Consider the following 14,948-nt stretch of genomic DNA (forward strand, 5'->3'; position numbering starts at 1 on the left):
ACCCGTAATACACTTTGGTGTCAACCATCGGTACCGCGAAAATAGAAAAAGCACCGCTGCCTTATTCAGGCAGCAGTGCTTCATGTTCATTATTTAAAGGCCGGAACGATCGCGCCTTTGTATTTGTCTTCGATAAACGTCTTCACTTCAGGCGATTGCAATGCTTCCGCCAAAGCTTTCATCGCTTCGGAATCTTTGTTGTCCGGACGAGCAACGAGAATGTTCACATAAGGCGAATCTGCGCCCTCGATGAAAAGCGCATCCTTCGTCGGTACAAGACCCGCTTCAAGCGCATAGTTCGTATTGATCAGCGCCAGATCTACCTCGTCAAGGACGCGAGGAAGCGTAGCTGCTTCTACTTCAGTAATTTCGAGCTTCTTCGGATTGTCAACGATGTCGTTCACAGTGCCGGAGATACCAACGCCGTCTTTCAGCTTGATCAGGTTGTTCTTCTCCATGAGCGCCAGTGCACGGCCGCCATTGGACGGGTCATTCGGGATAACGACCTTCGCGCCTTCCTTCAACTCGTCAATCGACTTGATCTTCTTCGAATAACCGCCGAACGGCTCGATATGAACGCCTGCAACGCTTACGAGATCATAGCCTTTATCTTTATTGAATTGATCGAGGTAAGGAAGATGCTGGAAGAAGTTTGCATCCAGCTGCTTCTCATACAGTTGTGTGTTTGGTTGTACGTAGTCGTTAAACTCAACTACTTCAAGGTTGATCCCTTTCTCTTTCAAAGCCGGCTTAATGAAATCAAGAATTTCTGCGTGCGGAACCGGCGTAGCGCCTACTTTCAGCGTTACTTCCTGCTTCGCGCCGTTGTTAACGCCTGCGTTTTGGTTGTTCGCTGTGTTGCTCTCATTGTTGTTTTTGCTGCCGCATGCGGACAGTGCAACGACAATGACGAGAAGCAGCATCGCTAGACTTGCTTTTTTCATCTCTCATTCCTCCATCAGTATGTCTCTCTCTATGTTGAACCCTTACTTCCGGCTAAATCGGCGAACCAGATAGTCGCCTGCCATCTGCAGGAGTTGAACCAAAATGATAAGGAGCACGACCGTTACGACCATGACATCGGTCTGGAAACGCTGGTAACCGTGACGGAGCGCCAGATCACCTAAGCCGCCGCCACCGATAACGCCGGACATCGCTGTGTAGGACACAAGTGTAACCGCCGTAATGGTAATGGATGCGAGCAGGCCCGGTCTTGCTTCGAGCAGCAGCACGCGCCGGACGATATCCCATCTGGAAGCGCCCATAGCCTGTGCCGCCTCAATAACGCCGCGATCCACTTCGCGAAGTGCAGTTTCTACGAGCCGCGCGAAGAAAGGCGCCGCCGCAATGACGAGCGGAGGGATTGTCCCTTTCACTCCGAGCGTCGTGCCTGTAATCATCTTCGTCACCGGCATAATCATAATCATGAGTATGACGAATGGCACCGAGCGCAGAATGTTCACCACAATCGACAGCAAGCCATACACGAGTCGCTGCTGAAGCAGCTGCCTACGGGAAGTCAGGAATAGAATAACGCCGAGAATCAAGCCAAGGATGATCGTGAAGAGCAGCGACACACCCAACATGACAAGCGTATCCTTCGTTGCTTTCCATATCTCTTCCGGAATGATATTACCTGTCTTCAGCATCATGACAGATCACCTACTTCCAATCCTTTGTTACGCAGATCTGCTATGACTTTCTCAATGTCTGCATCATTGCCGATAAACTCAATGACAAGCTGGCCATATGGCGTGTTTTTCATCCGTGAGACCGTTCCCTGCAGAATCGTAAATTGAACCGAAGTCTCTTTTACGGCATTGAACAGCAATGGCTCATACGTGATCTCGCCGACATAGTCGACCTTAATCAAACGTCCGCTGCGCGTCGCAATCAGCTCTCTCGGATCGAAGGAATCTGCAATTTGGCTCACAAAATCCTTCGTCACTGGATGCTGCGGCTTCAAGAACACATCCAGTACATCGCCCATCTCGACCACTCCGCCACCATCAATAACGGCAACGCGGTCACAGATCGAACGAATGACATGCATCTCATGCGTGATCAGCAGAATCGTAATGCCAAGCTTCTGGTTGATGTCCACAAGCAGCGACAAAATCGAGTTCGTCGTTTGCGGATCAAGTGCAGAAGTCGCCTCGTCACAGAGCAGTACATCCGGGTTGTTCGCTAATGCGCGCGCGATGCCGACCCGCTGCTTCTGACCGCCTGAGAGCTGCGCCGGAAACTTGTCTCCATGCTGCTCCAAGCCAACGAGCGCAAGCAGCTCGTCCACTCTCTTGTTCATTTCCGCCTTAGATAATTTCGCGAGCTTGAGCGGAAACGCAATGTTATCCCGCACCGTTGCCATCGAAAGCAAATTAAAATGCTGAAAAATCATGCCGATTCTGCGGCGCTCCTGCTGCAGCTGCGTAGTCGACAGCTTCGTCAGCTCAACGTCACCGACCTTAACCGAGCCTGTTGACGGACGCTCCAGCAAATTGACGCAACGCAGCAGCGTGCTTTTGCCCGCGCCGGAGTGGCCAATGATGCCGAAGATTTCACCTTTATCTATCGTAATGCTTACGTTACTTATTGCTTCTACTGCGGTAGAGCCGGTACCGTAAGACTTGCTTATGTCTCGAAGCTCAATCAGTTTTATTACCTCCTGCCGTCCATTCATGCGAGCAATGGTAGAATTCCCTGCAAATGCTATTCTCAACCTTATATAAAACGTCTGCAAACAAGCAAAAACGCCTTCAGCCTTCTGTCCAGGCGAAGCCGTTCTGTGTGAACAAGTGAAAACGGCTGTCGCCGTCCTTTCGGCAAAGGCTTCCGTTTCGCGGAGACATTATAGAATATAAAACGGGTGAAATTAAAAATTCTATAATGTGAACAAATTGCATTATAAACAAAATCGCTATAACCTGTCACTGGAAGCAAATGTAATTACGCGCAAAAGAAGCCCACTTTCCCCTATTCGCGGGGTGTAGTAGGCTTTTGTTCACGAATTAGACCATTTTGTTGAACTCTTTGCGCAATCGTTTAATAATCCTCTTCTCCAGCCTGGAAATATACGACTGCGAGATGCCAAGCAGGTCCGCAACATCCTTCTGGGTCTTCTCATCCCCGTCCGCAAGTCCGAAGCGAAGCTCCATAATGATTCGTTCCCGCTCCGTCAGCTTATCGAGCGCCTTGTGCAGCAGTTTGCGATCCACCTGCTCCTCGATATTGCGATAAATCGTATCATTCTCCGTCCCGAGTACATCGGAGAGAAGCAGCTCATTGCCGTCCCAATCGATGTTCAGCGGTTCATCAAACGACACTTCAGTGCGCGTTTTGCTGTTGCGACGCAGGTACATCAGAATCTCGTTCTCAATACAGCGGGAGGCATAAGTCGCCAGCTTGATTTTCTTCTCTGGATCAAACGTATTGACTGCTTTAATAAGGCCGATTGCACCGATAGATACCAAATCCTCGATATGAATGCCTGTATTCTCAAACTTCCGTGCGATATAAACGACTAGCCGCAAATTGCGTTCGATGAGCATCGCTCGGATCGCTGAATCTCCAGTGGGCAGCTTCTCCAGCAAGTACTCTTCTTCTTCGCGGGTGAGCGGTGGAGGCAGTGCTTCGCTTCCGCCAATATAATAAATTTCCTCGCTCTTTAATCCGAATAAAAACAAAACACGATAATAGTATAACTGAAGGATCAGTTTCCATTTGACGAGCATGCTGCTCCATCCCTTCCCGAAGTACTATGAATGGTTTCGACCGTGACGCTTCGATTTTGAAGTAGTGACGGATGGATAATGGCCTGGTACGTGCCGTCATGAGCCAGTTTGCCGGCATCTAGGCCAATGAGCACTTTCTTGGATTCGAACAATTCTCCATCCCGGTCTATCGTTACAAGATCGGGCTTAATGGCAAGCATGAATTGCGCACCTCGGTTAACGCCGCGGTAAGGCACCAGCCTCAGCCGATCACGCCATATGAAAGGCTCCTCATCTGTCATGCTCGCTAACAGTTTATCGACCTGTGCTTCCCGAATCTGACGAATCCAGGAAGCAGGCAACACATCCTGCCACACCGCGGCCTCCATCACCATGACAGGCGTTCGCGTCAACGGTTCATACAACTGATTGCCTGTGTCGATGAGTCCGGTGCAGGTATGCTCCACGCCATCAACTCTTACTTTCACCTCCGCAAGATGAGTAGTGACCAGATCACGCTCCTTACGCTGCGTCATCACAGAACGGTAAATGTAATAGCCGACACCGACAAGACAGAAGACAAAGAGCATGGAAGATTTGAGCATGAAACTTGGGGACCCGTTTACGGAAACAACCGTTTGCCACAGCTTATTCGAGCTGTTCATCAGCAAGTAATGCGCGCCGAGGACAGCCCCTGCTGCTGCAAAGTTAACGCCGTAGAAGGCACCTACGTTGCGGACAAAATGCTGTACGCTTCCAAATCCGAACGCTGTGAGCAGCATGGCAAACGAAAGCGCAATCTTGATGACAATCGTAAACAGAAACGACAGCGGCGGAAAAACAATCAAAATGGCATACAACGAACCGATTATCGCAGCAAGCAGCACACGCCACCACTTTGCCCGAATGCTACGCACCCAAGCGGTCAGCAGCAGATTTGAGCCGTCAATGAGCAGGTTGACCATGAATAATACGTCGATATAAACAGCATCCAGCGTATTCACCTTCCTGCAGCATTTCGTATAGCATTCCAGCTCTTAAGCGCTCCATAGCGAGGATATGCGGCTTGTGTCTAGTATAGTTAAATCCTATTACAATGTCTGTCTAAACATGCCGTCAGGAGCGATCTTTTTTTGTCGATGACGCACCAACCCAAGCTCATCGTTCACTGGCGGCAGACAGGGAATGCAGCATTCTTAATCACCAAGCCAAGCGCACAAAAAAGCCTCACACTCGTAAATGAACGAATGTGAGGCTCCGATTGTTGTCGTTATAATCGCTTATTAACGATCGTTGCGGCGGTTGCGCAGGAACGCTGGGATATCCAGCTGATCGCTCGATACCGTGTTGCCAAATGGCTTCGGACCTGTGCTTGGTGCCGATTGGCGAGGCGCTTCATTGTTGACGTTATTCGTTTCAGCAGGCTGTCCAGCTCCAGGACGGCGAACAGGTGCTGAAGAAGTGTTCTCGAAGCCAGTTGCGATAACCGTAACTTTGATTTCTTCCTTCATGCTCTCGTCAATCGATGCGCCGAAGATCATATTCACGTCTGGATCAGCAGCTGACATTACGATCTCAGCTGCTTCATTTACTTCATAAAGCGATAGATTATTGCCGCCGGTAATATTCATAATAATACCGCGTGCTCCATCAATAGACGCTTCGAGCAATGGGCTCTGAATCGCCTTCCGTGCAGCTTCCGAAGCACGATTCTCGCCAGTCGCAAGACCAATACCCATGAGGGCTGAGCCGCGCTCTGTCATGATCGTCTTCACGTCAGCAAAGTCGAGGTTGATTAGGCCCGGGAAAGCGATAAGGTCGGAAATACCTTGTACCGCTTGCTTGAGCACGTTATCCGCTTCGCGGAACGCTTCAAGCATAGGAGTCTTCTTGTCGACGATTTCAAGCAATCTTTCGTTCGGAATGACAATTAGCGTATCTACTTTTTCTTTGAGTGCCTCGATACCAATCTCAGCTTGAACGGAACGCTTGCGTCCTTCGAACATGAACGGTCTAGTAACGACACCAACCGTCAATGCGCCGCATTCACGGGCAATCTCGGCAATGACAGGAGCTGCGCCAGTTCCTGTACCGCCGCCCATGCCTGCAGTAACGAACACCATGTCTGCGCCTTTGAGCGTATTCATAACCGTCTCGCGCGACTCTTCAGCCGCTTTCTTGCCAACTTCCGGATTTGCGCCAGCGCCAAGACCGCGTGTCAGCTTATCGCCGATTTGCAGCTTCTGCTCTGATCTAGCAAGGTGCAACGCTTGCGCATCTGTATTTACAGTAATAAATTCTACGCCCTTGACACCATTTTCAATCATTCGGTTGACGGCATTGCTGCCACCTCCGCCAACGCCAATGACTTTGATTTTGGCCATTGACTCATTCTCGAAATCAAATTCCAACATCCTTACATATCCCCCGATCAAATAAATTCACTAAACATCGTTTTTAGTCGTTCGAATAGACCAGGCTTTGAGGGCGAACTCGGTGAACTCGCCTTCCGGCTTACGCTCTTCTTGGGGGCGGAGACGGTACGGCCTCGCATATACTTCGAAACATATTGGATCATCCCTACTCCGCTCGTGAAAGCAGGGTCGCGTACACCGATATAATCCGGAACTGCAATACGTACTGTCGATTCCAGCTCATGCTGGGCCAGCGAGAGCGTGCCCGGCATCGTAACCGTTCCGCCTGTCAGCACATATCCGTTCACTTTGTCAGCGTAGCCAAGCCGGCGAACCTCTTGGCGAATCAAGTGGAAGATCTCTTGCATACGCGGTTCGATAATGTTCGCAAGGTCTACTTGTGAGAATTCCTTCTCCATATTGCTTCCCATGCGCATCACTTTGAACTTCTGATCTTCGGCTGCATCATCAATCATGGCGCAGCCAAATTTCTGCTTAATCTTCTCCGCTTGATCGGTTTGAGTGCGAAGACCGTATGAAATATCGCTTGTTACATACTCGCCGCCAACAGGCAGCGTTGATGTCGCAACGATACCGCCTTGCTCAAAAATTGCAATAGTACTTGAGCCAGCGCCTATGTCGGCAAGGACAGTACCCATCATTTTCTCATCTTTGGTCAATGCCATCTGACCGGATGCCAGTGACATAAGTATGATTCCGGCAATATGCAAATTAGCTTTCTCTACACACCGGGCTAAATTATGTATCGCTGTTTTGGCCCCGGTTACTACTGTGGCTTCGACTTCGAGCCGAACGCCAATCATGCCTCTAGGATCAGAAATGCCTTCGAGTCCGTCCACCAAGTATTGCTTAGGCACCAGATTAATAATTTCTCTCTCTGGAGGCAGCGCAACTACTTTAGCCGCCTGCAACACGCGTTCAATATCTTCTTCGCCGATTTCACGATCTTCATTCGAAATGGCTACAACGCCGTGATTCGTCTGCAAGCCGATATGATTGCCCTGAATCCCCACGTAAACATCGGATATTTGAATACCGACCATCCGTTCGGCGTGATCCACTGCATTACGAATGGATTGTACCGTTTGGTCGATGTCGACGATTGCTCCTTTGCGAATTCCTTCCGAGTCGGCAGATCCAACTCCAATAATATTAATGACTCCGTTATTCACTTCGCCAATAATAGCACGAACCTTGGATGTACCGATGTCCAAACTAACGATGATGTCATTGCTGCTCACCCACTGGCACCTCCGTTTCACCAAATAATAGGGTCTTCACATAATCAAAACAATGCATGTTGCGATCTACATCTCTAGTACATTCAACGCAGTATCCAGTATCCCTCTTTTTTCTACAATTTTTTCAACATTTATTGTGTATCCATCCCATGCGCCTGGCATGTTCCGGCTATTGGAGTACCGAAAAAATGCAAAAGGGGCAAATAAAGGTGCATAAAAGAAATTCTATCATTCTTTCAAGCTATTGAGTAGTCTCTTTTTCCTGAATGCCTTGATTTTCTGCGTCTTCCGGGGTGAAAGAAGCGTATTTGTCTGCAAGCAGCATCGTAACAAGACCAGGAGGCTGAATCTCGATGACGGCATTCAGTGTCGGGATCTTCTCAGGCAGCAAGGAGACGGCTGTGATGACCTCAAACCGCGTCCTTGTGTAGATCTTGATTCGGTCTGGGTATGACGGCGATGGCGACGGTTTAATCTCGGAGAAATCAGTTATGGATTGTTCTGGAATATTCGCAAGTATTTTGCATAAATCAGCTAGAACAGGGTCACCATCCTTCCATCCGGACAAGATCGGTTTATCGACAATACTGTCGGATCCTGCTGCTATGCTCGTTCCATTCGCCAACATTGCGGTCAGTTCGCCATTCTTCGATAAGGTGTAGGCAACAGTCTTGTACTCCTTCACTTTGATCGTCACACTGCCCGGGAACGACTTCGTTACTTTCACCGCTTCGATCTGCTTCAGCTGACGAATTCTAGATTCGATCTTGCCTGCAGTTGTGCCGAAGAACGCGTCGCCTGCCACGATGCCCGCCGTCTTCCGAATCGTATCGGCCGACAGGAAATGCTGGCCTTCAATCGTCACGGTTGAAACCTTGCTGATGGATGAATTAAAGAAAAGCACGCCCAGAATGACGATAAAAAGTAAAAAGAGCACCGCTAACAGCTTCTTGCCGCCTCTGCGCCGCTTCTCTGGCTCCCGCAGCACGGGCATCTTCTCTTGCATGGCTTGTCCCCTCTTTGTATAAATGTGAGGGCGGCATCTAGCCTAATAACAGGCAATAGCCGTCCACACACATGCTGTATCTTGTTGGCATGATCGTTAAGGCACGATCGGGTTGCTTTCAACAGGTGAATAGCGGGTAATTCGGGCACCTAACCGTCCCAGCATCGATTCAATCCGGTCATAGCCGCGATCGATATGATGCACCTGCTCAACGACCGTTTTTCCTTGTGCAGCAAGCCCTGCAATGACGAGCGCCGCGCCTGCGCGCAAATCTGTCGCTTCTACGGTAGCGCCGTACAGTCTGGAGACGCCGCGGATGTACGCGGAGCTGAGGTCCACACGAATATCGGCTCCCATCCGAGAGAGCTCATCGACATGCTTGAACCGTCCTTCAAAAATCGTCTCCTTCATCACACTTACCCCATCGGCAAGTGCAAGAAGCACCATAATCTGTGATTGCATATCTGTTGGAAAGGCAGGATACGGCGATGTCACGATGCGGTCGACCGCTTTAGGCCGTGCCGCTGCGCCTACTTTGATTATATCACCGTCTACTGCTATTTGAACACCTGTGCGTCTAAGCACATGGATGAGTGAGGTTAAATGCGAAGGACATGTATTGAGCAGCGTCACTTGACCGCGTGTTGCAGCGGCTGCAACCATAATCGTCCCGGTTACGATCCGATCCGGAATGACCTGATAGCGGCAAGGCGTCAGCTTCTCTACCCCTTCAATCGTAATCGTATCGGTGCCCGCCCCTATAATTTTGGCACCCATGCTGTTCAAGAAGTTCTGCAAATCTTGAATTTCCGGCTCTCTGGCAGCGTTGCTGATCGTTGTCAGCCCTTCAGCAAGCACTGCGGCCATCATAATGTTCTCCGTAGCTCCGACGCTCGGGAGATCGAGGTGAATCTCCGCACCTTTCAGCCGTTTCGCATAACATGTGATGCGGCTGTCTTCTTCAACGATCCGCGCGCCTAATGCTTGCAGCCCGCTTAGGTGCAGATCGATCTTCCTCTCTCCGATCGCGCAGCCGCCAGGCTGATAAATCGTTACTTCGCCAAATCTTGCCAGCAGCGGTCCCATAAGAAAGATGGATGACCGCATCTGACGCATAAGTGCTTCAGGAATGTGGGAAGAATGCAAGCTTGCCGTGTCGAGCTGGACGGTTTCGTCCACGTGCTCTGCCCGGCAGCCAAGCTCTCGCAAAATGTTAAGCATGACGTCAATATCAAGCAGTTTGGGCACATGCTCGATCGTAACGAATCCTTCTACCAGCATACTTGCAGCTAAAATCGGCAAAGCGGCATTTTTCGCGCCTTGGATAACAATGGTTCCTGAGAGTGGTTTCCCGCCTTCAATCACCAATTTGTCCAATTTATCACCTCCGAGTTACCGCTCACCCACTACGTACACTTCCGCCACCAGTTCAATTCCAAAATTTTGTTGAACGGTGCTTCGAATGATTGACATGAGGGTGAGGACGTCTTCAGCTTTCGCTTGCCCGGTGTTGACAATGAAATTGGCGTGCAATGTCGAGATTTCCGCTGCGCCTTGGCGCAATCCTTTCAATCCAGAAGCTTCAATGAGCCTTGCGGCAAAATCATTCGGCGGATTCCGGAACACACTGCCCGCACAAGCGAGCGTGAGCGGTTGAGTAAGCAAGCGACGCTGTTTATAAGCAGTCGTAGTGGCCGTAATATCTTTACGGTTTCCTTGCCCAAGCTCAAATACGGCACCAATGACGATCCCCGGCTGTTCATGAAGACAGGAATGACGATAGGAAAACTTCATCTGCTCGGCATTGAACCGAACCAATTCCCCTGTTTCCAGCACAATGTCAGCTGATTTGAAGATACGTGACACATCCGACCCATGAGCGCCGGCATTCATATACACCGCTCCACCTACCGAGGCTGGAATTCCCCCCGCGAATTCAAGTCCGGTAAGACCTTCCCTCGCTGATAATACCGACAGCTTGATCAGGGAATAAGCGGCGCCTGCATAAACGAACGTGCCATCAAATCGTGCATAGTCGAAGCCTTCGCCCAGCTGAAGTACGACGCCACGGATTCCTTTGTCGCTGATCAGCAAGTTGGAGCCACGTCCGAGATTGGTCCACTGCACTCCGTGCTTATGGAGCAAACGGATGACAGCTACCAGCTGCTCTTCTGATTCGGGAATAATAAGTACATCTGCCGGTCCGCCGATCTTCCAAGTCGTAAAATCTGCAAGCGGCTTATTATAAGAGACACTTCCGGCGTCAATTTGGTTTAGTTCCGCCAAAAACTGCTCCATCTGCGTAAACCTCCTTCTGCGATAGCGCGATTGTCCTCTATACGGCACTCGTTCATTCAACTAGGGCGACCCTTATCTGTTGGCATGCATGGCGTAATGCTCTGCTTCTCAGAATCTGAGCCCGCTTAGGTGACGGTCACGATTATGCAATATACTATGCCTACTCGCATAGGAGTGTGACAATCGCCCACTTGACAGGCACATGTTCATCCTGCCGTTAATTTTTTTAGTTCATTTACAATGATTGCTGCCGATTCCGGCATGCCGAGCGTTCGCGCAGCAGCGCTCATCGCCTGCTGCTGTTCCATGCTATTCATAATGTGTGCGATTCGCGTAAACAGAAGCGAACCGCTCAGCTCGCGTTCAACGATCATTTCAGCCGCGCCTACATCAACCAAGCTCCTCGCATTCGCTTCCTGGTGATTGTTCGTCACGTTCGGCGAAGGGATAAGGATGGATGGGACGCCGAGCGCGGTCAGCTCCGCCAGCGACGATGCCCCAGATCGGCCAACAACGAGGCTCGATACAGCAAGCACCTCTGCCATGTGATGCAAATAGGGAAGCACTTGAAGATTAGGAGGTAACGTAGGCACGGCTGCCTTCAACCGGCTCATCGTACCCTCGTAATAGCTCTCTCCGGTTACAAACACAAAATGGACATCTGGCATCCGCAGCAGCTGCGGTGCCAAGTCCACCATGACGTCGTTTATCGCTTTTGCCCCGCGACTGCCACCGACTAGCAGCACAACCTTGCTGCCGACAGCTACGCCAAGCCTTGAATACCCTTGCTCTTTGCCTGCGCTGACGACGTTCGTCGCGCAAGGATTTCCGGTATAAAGCGTGTTCTTCGCCTTGCTGAATGCAGATAATGCTTCTTTGAAACTCACCGCTACGCAGTCCGCATAGCGGGATAGAAATTGGTTCGTCAGTCCAGCGACCGCATTCTGTTCATGAATAAGAGTCGGAATGCCCAGCTTGGCCGCGGCATAGATGACGGGACCACACACATAGCCACCTGTGCCGACGACGACATCTGGCTTGAATTTGCGAAGCAGCTGCTTCGAGCGCTGCACGCCTTTGAGAAACCGCATAATGGTCTTCACATTCTCGAAGCTTAGCTTCCGTCTGAAGCCTGTTATTTCAACCGGCTCGAATGCGATGCCTTGCGCGGGAACGATCCGGCTCTCAAGGCCATTCGGCGATCCGATGTAAAGGATCTGCGAACCCGGCTCTTCCTCTTCCACCTGCTTGCCAATTGCAAGCGCAGGATAGATGTGGCCGCCTGTTCCGCCGCCGGTCAATACGATACGCATCTGTTAAGTCACCTCGAGTAACGGGATATATTCAGCAAAATACCAAGCGCGGTCAGGAGCAGCGTAAGCGACGAGCCGCCATAACTTACGAGCGGCAGCGTAATGCCGGTTACCGGCAGCATCCCGATAACAACGCCGATATTAATAAAGACTTGTACGGCTACGATGCCGATAATGCCGACAGCCAGCAGGCTGCCAAACGTGTCGGGCGCCGCAATAGCTGTGCGCATGCCTCTCCAGAGCAGAATGGCAAACAGCGTAATGATCGCAGCGCCGCCGATGAATCCAAGCTCTTCAGAGAGGATGGAGAAGATAAAGTCGGTTTGCGGTTCCGGCAAGTAGTTGAACTTCTGCCGGCTCATGCCAAGGCCAAGTCCGACAAGACCGCCAGGTCCAATCGCATAGAGCGATTGAATAGATTGATAACCTGCGCCGAGCGGATCTGCCCACGGATCGAGAAAGGCGGTTATCCGCTGCAGCCGATAAGGAGCAGCCAGTATAAGACCAACGAGCCCGGCTACGCCGACAAGGGCTAGTGAACCAAGATGCGCCATACGCGCTCCGGCCGTGTAGATGACAATCAGCGAAGCGCCGATCATAACTGCGCCAGTACCAAGGTCCGGCTGCATCATGATAAGGCCGAAGGCAAGGCCGAGAATGCCGAGCGGCGGCAGCAAGCCCTTCGTGAACTGCGTCACCGCTTGCTGCTTCTCGCCAAGCAGCTTGGCCAAGAAAACAACCATGGCAAGCTTCATAAACTCTGACGGCTGAATGCCGAACGAGCTGATGCCGAGCCAGCTGCGCGCACCGCCGCGCACAACACCGATTCCCGGTATAAGGACCAGGAGCAGCAAGCCGAAGCATATGAACAGCCCGAGCTTCGCCCATTTGCGCCATATCCAATAATCCGCATTCATGGTGACGATCATTGCGCCGATTCCAAGCGCGGCAAATAACATTTGCCGTTTTACATAGTAGAACTTGTCCCCAAATTCATGGAATGCGAGCACCGCACTCGCACTGTACACCATCACAAGACCGATAGCGAGAATAAGCACGATCGAAATAATCATCCACATATCCGGGGCGGACCTGGCTTTTGCCATAGCACGAACACCTCTTGCAAGCTTAAGTAGGGACAAGCCCCCTACTTACAAGTTATGCGCCGATTGCTTAAAAATGCTCCCCCGCTGCTCATACGATTTGAACATATCCCAGCTTGCGCAAGCAGGCGAGAGCAGCACGGTATCTCCCGGCTCCGCGAGAGCTGCTGCTTCGCGGACAGCGAGCGAAAGCGTGCTCTCGGCGTCCTCCACAGGTTCGACGACTTTGATCATCGATAAACCTGCGAGCTCCGCGACATGAGCGATTTTGTGACGTGTTTCGCCAAGCGCCACGACCGCCTTGACCCGGCTACGGAAATGCGGCAGCAGCTCCATGTAATCGGAGCCGCGGTCCAGTCCGCCTGCGATAAGCACGACGCCTTTTGTGAAGGAGTGCAAAGCGATAATTGTCGATGCGCCGTTCGTCGACTTGGAATTGTTAAAGTATTTGACGCCGCCGCGTTCACAGACGTACTCTAAGCGGTGCTCAACGCCGTGGAAAGTGCGCAGCGGCTCGCGTAGCTGTTCGATGCCAGCGCCTGCTGTGAGGCATGCTGCGATGGCTGCGAGCGCGTTTGCCGTGTTGTGGCGGCCTGGCAGGCCAAGCTCGTTCACCGGAAGCACCTCATGCGTTACGCCCTGCTCATCGCGGTATACGATGATGCGCGGCGAGCTGTCCACCGGTGCTGTCAGATCCGCCGGATATGGCGGCATGACGCAAAGGCCGTATGTAAGCTCCTGTGAAGTCGAGAACGGGAGCAGCTTCGCCAAGATGGAGCCTGACTTCATCAGCTCTTGGCAGACTGGATCGTCTGCATTGAGAATGGCCGTATCCGCTGCTGTCTGGTTTGCGAACAGCTTCGCTTTGGATGCGACATAGTCTTCCATCCCGCCGTGATAGTCAAGATGCGTCTCGACGACGTTGAGCAGCATGGCGATACGCGGACGGAATTCGCAAGTGCCTTTCAGCTGGAAGCTGCTTAGTTCTGCGACGATCCAGTCCGATGGCTGTGCGGTCTGCGCAGCTTCGCACAGCGGCGTGCCGATATTGCCTGCAACGATGGGATTGATGCCCGCTGCTTCAAGCAGCTCGCCAATCCATGTCGTTGTTGTTGTTTTGCCATTGGAGCCAGTGATGCCAATGATCGGCGCCGGCGAGAGCAGATAAGCAACCTCGACCTCCGTTACCATTTCAATGCCGAGCTCCAATGCGCGCTTGACCGGCGGAGATGTGTACGGAATGCCCGGGTTCTTCACTACAAGGGCAGTTTGCTCCGTTATCAACCCTTCCGGATGACTGCCGCATATAACAGAAACACCCAAAGCGTCTAGCTCGTCCGCTTCGGGAGATAAATGGCGTTCCTTCATATCGTTGACGGTGACGTTCGCGCCGAGCTTGCGGAACAGCTTCGCGACGCTTACACCGGACTTTGCAAGACCTAATACGACTACGGTTTGATCCTTGTATAAGGATGGGTGGTTCAAATTATGTTCACTCCCAACATTTGATCCCCCTAAATCCCCCTTGGAAAGGGGGACCCCGAGGGTTTACCAACCCTCTGGACACCCGGAAGATATAACGTCCGAGTGACAGAGGCGCTCCTAGCGGTGTTTGGTGGATATGCTCGAAGTCCCTTGCGGGACTAACTTTACGATTTACGCGCCTGTGCTACCTGGACTTCGTCATGACGAACTTCCGGGCTGCAGAGGCGCGATGAGCTTCATGCGGCGATTGGATCGCTTTCGTCCCTCGCGGGACACGCTTCCAGCTGGTGCTTGAAAGTTAGTTTGTCGGCAGCTGCGCTGCCTCGTCCCTGCGGGACCTCAGAACAAAAAACTAAA

Annotated in this window: 13 protein-coding genes; all 13 read right to left on the minus strand. The window is 51.5% G+C overall.

The window, feature by feature from the left end:
- Nucleotides 1-89: 89 nt before the first annotated feature.
- Entirely contained in the window at nt 90-944 is an 855-nt protein-coding gene (locus tag AC0LWF_RS11130) for a MetQ/NlpA family ABC transporter substrate-binding protein (protein ID WP_474651598.1), read from the minus strand.
- 42 nt (nt 945-986) lie between these two features.
- Entirely contained in the window at nt 987-1,652 is a 666-nt protein-coding gene (locus AC0LWF_RS11135) for a methionine ABC transporter permease (RefSeq protein ID WP_474651599.1), read from the minus strand.
- A complete protein-coding gene (locus AC0LWF_RS11140) occupies nt 1,649-2,653 on the minus strand; it encodes a methionine ABC transporter ATP-binding protein (RefSeq protein WP_474651761.1) in 1,005 nt (334 codons plus the stop codon). The genes AC0LWF_RS11135 and AC0LWF_RS11140 overlap by 4 nt, the downstream gene beginning before the upstream one ends.
- A 355-nt stretch (nt 2,654-3,008) precedes the next feature.
- The gene (sigE, locus tag AC0LWF_RS11145; RefSeq protein ID WP_090573739.1) at nt 3,009-3,731 is read right to left on the minus strand and encodes an RNA polymerase sporulation sigma factor SigE; all 723 of its coding nucleotides are present in this window, start codon (nt 3,729-3,731) and stop codon (nt 3,009-3,011) included.
- Nucleotides 3,710-4,714, minus strand: a complete 1,005-nt coding sequence (gene spoIIGA, locus AC0LWF_RS11150) for a sigma-E processing peptidase SpoIIGA (protein ID WP_474651600.1) — start codon at nt 4,712-4,714, stop codon at nt 3,710-3,712. The genes sigE and spoIIGA overlap by 22 nt, the downstream gene beginning before the upstream one ends.
- A 279-nt stretch (nt 4,715-4,993) precedes the next feature.
- Nucleotides 4,994-6,124: a cell division protein FtsZ gene (gene ftsZ, locus AC0LWF_RS11155; RefSeq protein ID WP_474651601.1), complete on the minus strand. Its 1,131-nt coding sequence runs from the start codon at nt 6,122-6,124 to the stop codon at nt 4,994-4,996.
- Between the two features lie 17 nt (nt 6,125-6,141).
- Complete coding sequence (gene ftsA / locus AC0LWF_RS11160) at nt 6,142-7,386, minus strand: cell division protein FtsA (protein ID WP_090573736.1); 1,245 nt, start codon at nt 7,384-7,386, stop codon at nt 6,142-6,144.
- A 241-nt stretch (nt 7,387-7,627) separates the two neighbouring features.
- Nucleotides 7,628-8,392 (minus strand): cell division protein FtsQ/DivIB, encoded by a 765-nt coding sequence (locus AC0LWF_RS11165; protein ID WP_474651602.1) that lies wholly within the window; start codon nt 8,390-8,392, stop codon nt 7,628-7,630.
- Nucleotides 8,393-8,488: 96 nt separating this feature from the next.
- The gene (gene murA / locus AC0LWF_RS11170) at nt 8,489-9,769 is read right to left on the minus strand and encodes a UDP-N-acetylglucosamine 1-carboxyvinyltransferase (protein WP_474651603.1); all 1,281 of its coding nucleotides are present in this window, start codon (nt 9,767-9,769) and stop codon (nt 8,489-8,491) included.
- 15 nt (nt 9,770-9,784) lie between these two features.
- Nucleotides 9,785-10,690, minus strand: coding sequence for a UDP-N-acetylmuramate dehydrogenase (gene murB / locus AC0LWF_RS11175; protein WP_474651604.1), 906 nt, complete (start codon nt 10,688-10,690; stop codon nt 9,785-9,787).
- 206 nt (nt 10,691-10,896) lie between these two features.
- Complete coding sequence (murG, locus tag AC0LWF_RS11180) at nt 10,897-12,003, minus strand: undecaprenyldiphospho-muramoylpentapeptide beta-N-acetylglucosaminyltransferase (RefSeq protein WP_474651605.1); 1,107 nt, start codon at nt 12,001-12,003, stop codon at nt 10,897-10,899.
- Nucleotides 12,004-12,011: 8 nt separating this feature from the next.
- On the minus strand, nt 12,012-13,109 hold the full coding sequence (gene spoVE / locus AC0LWF_RS11185; protein WP_474651606.1) for a stage V sporulation protein E: 1,098 nt from the start codon (nt 13,107-13,109) through the stop codon (nt 12,012-12,014).
- A 45-nt stretch (nt 13,110-13,154) separates the two neighbouring features.
- Nucleotides 13,155-14,591, minus strand: coding sequence for a UDP-N-acetylmuramoyl-L-alanine--D-glutamate ligase (gene murD, locus AC0LWF_RS11190; protein WP_474651607.1), 1,437 nt, complete (start codon nt 14,589-14,591; stop codon nt 13,155-13,157).
- Between the last annotated feature and the right edge of the window lie 357 nt (nt 14,592-14,948).

The sequence above is a fragment of the Paenibacillus sp. sgz302114 genome, assembly GCF_056120345.1.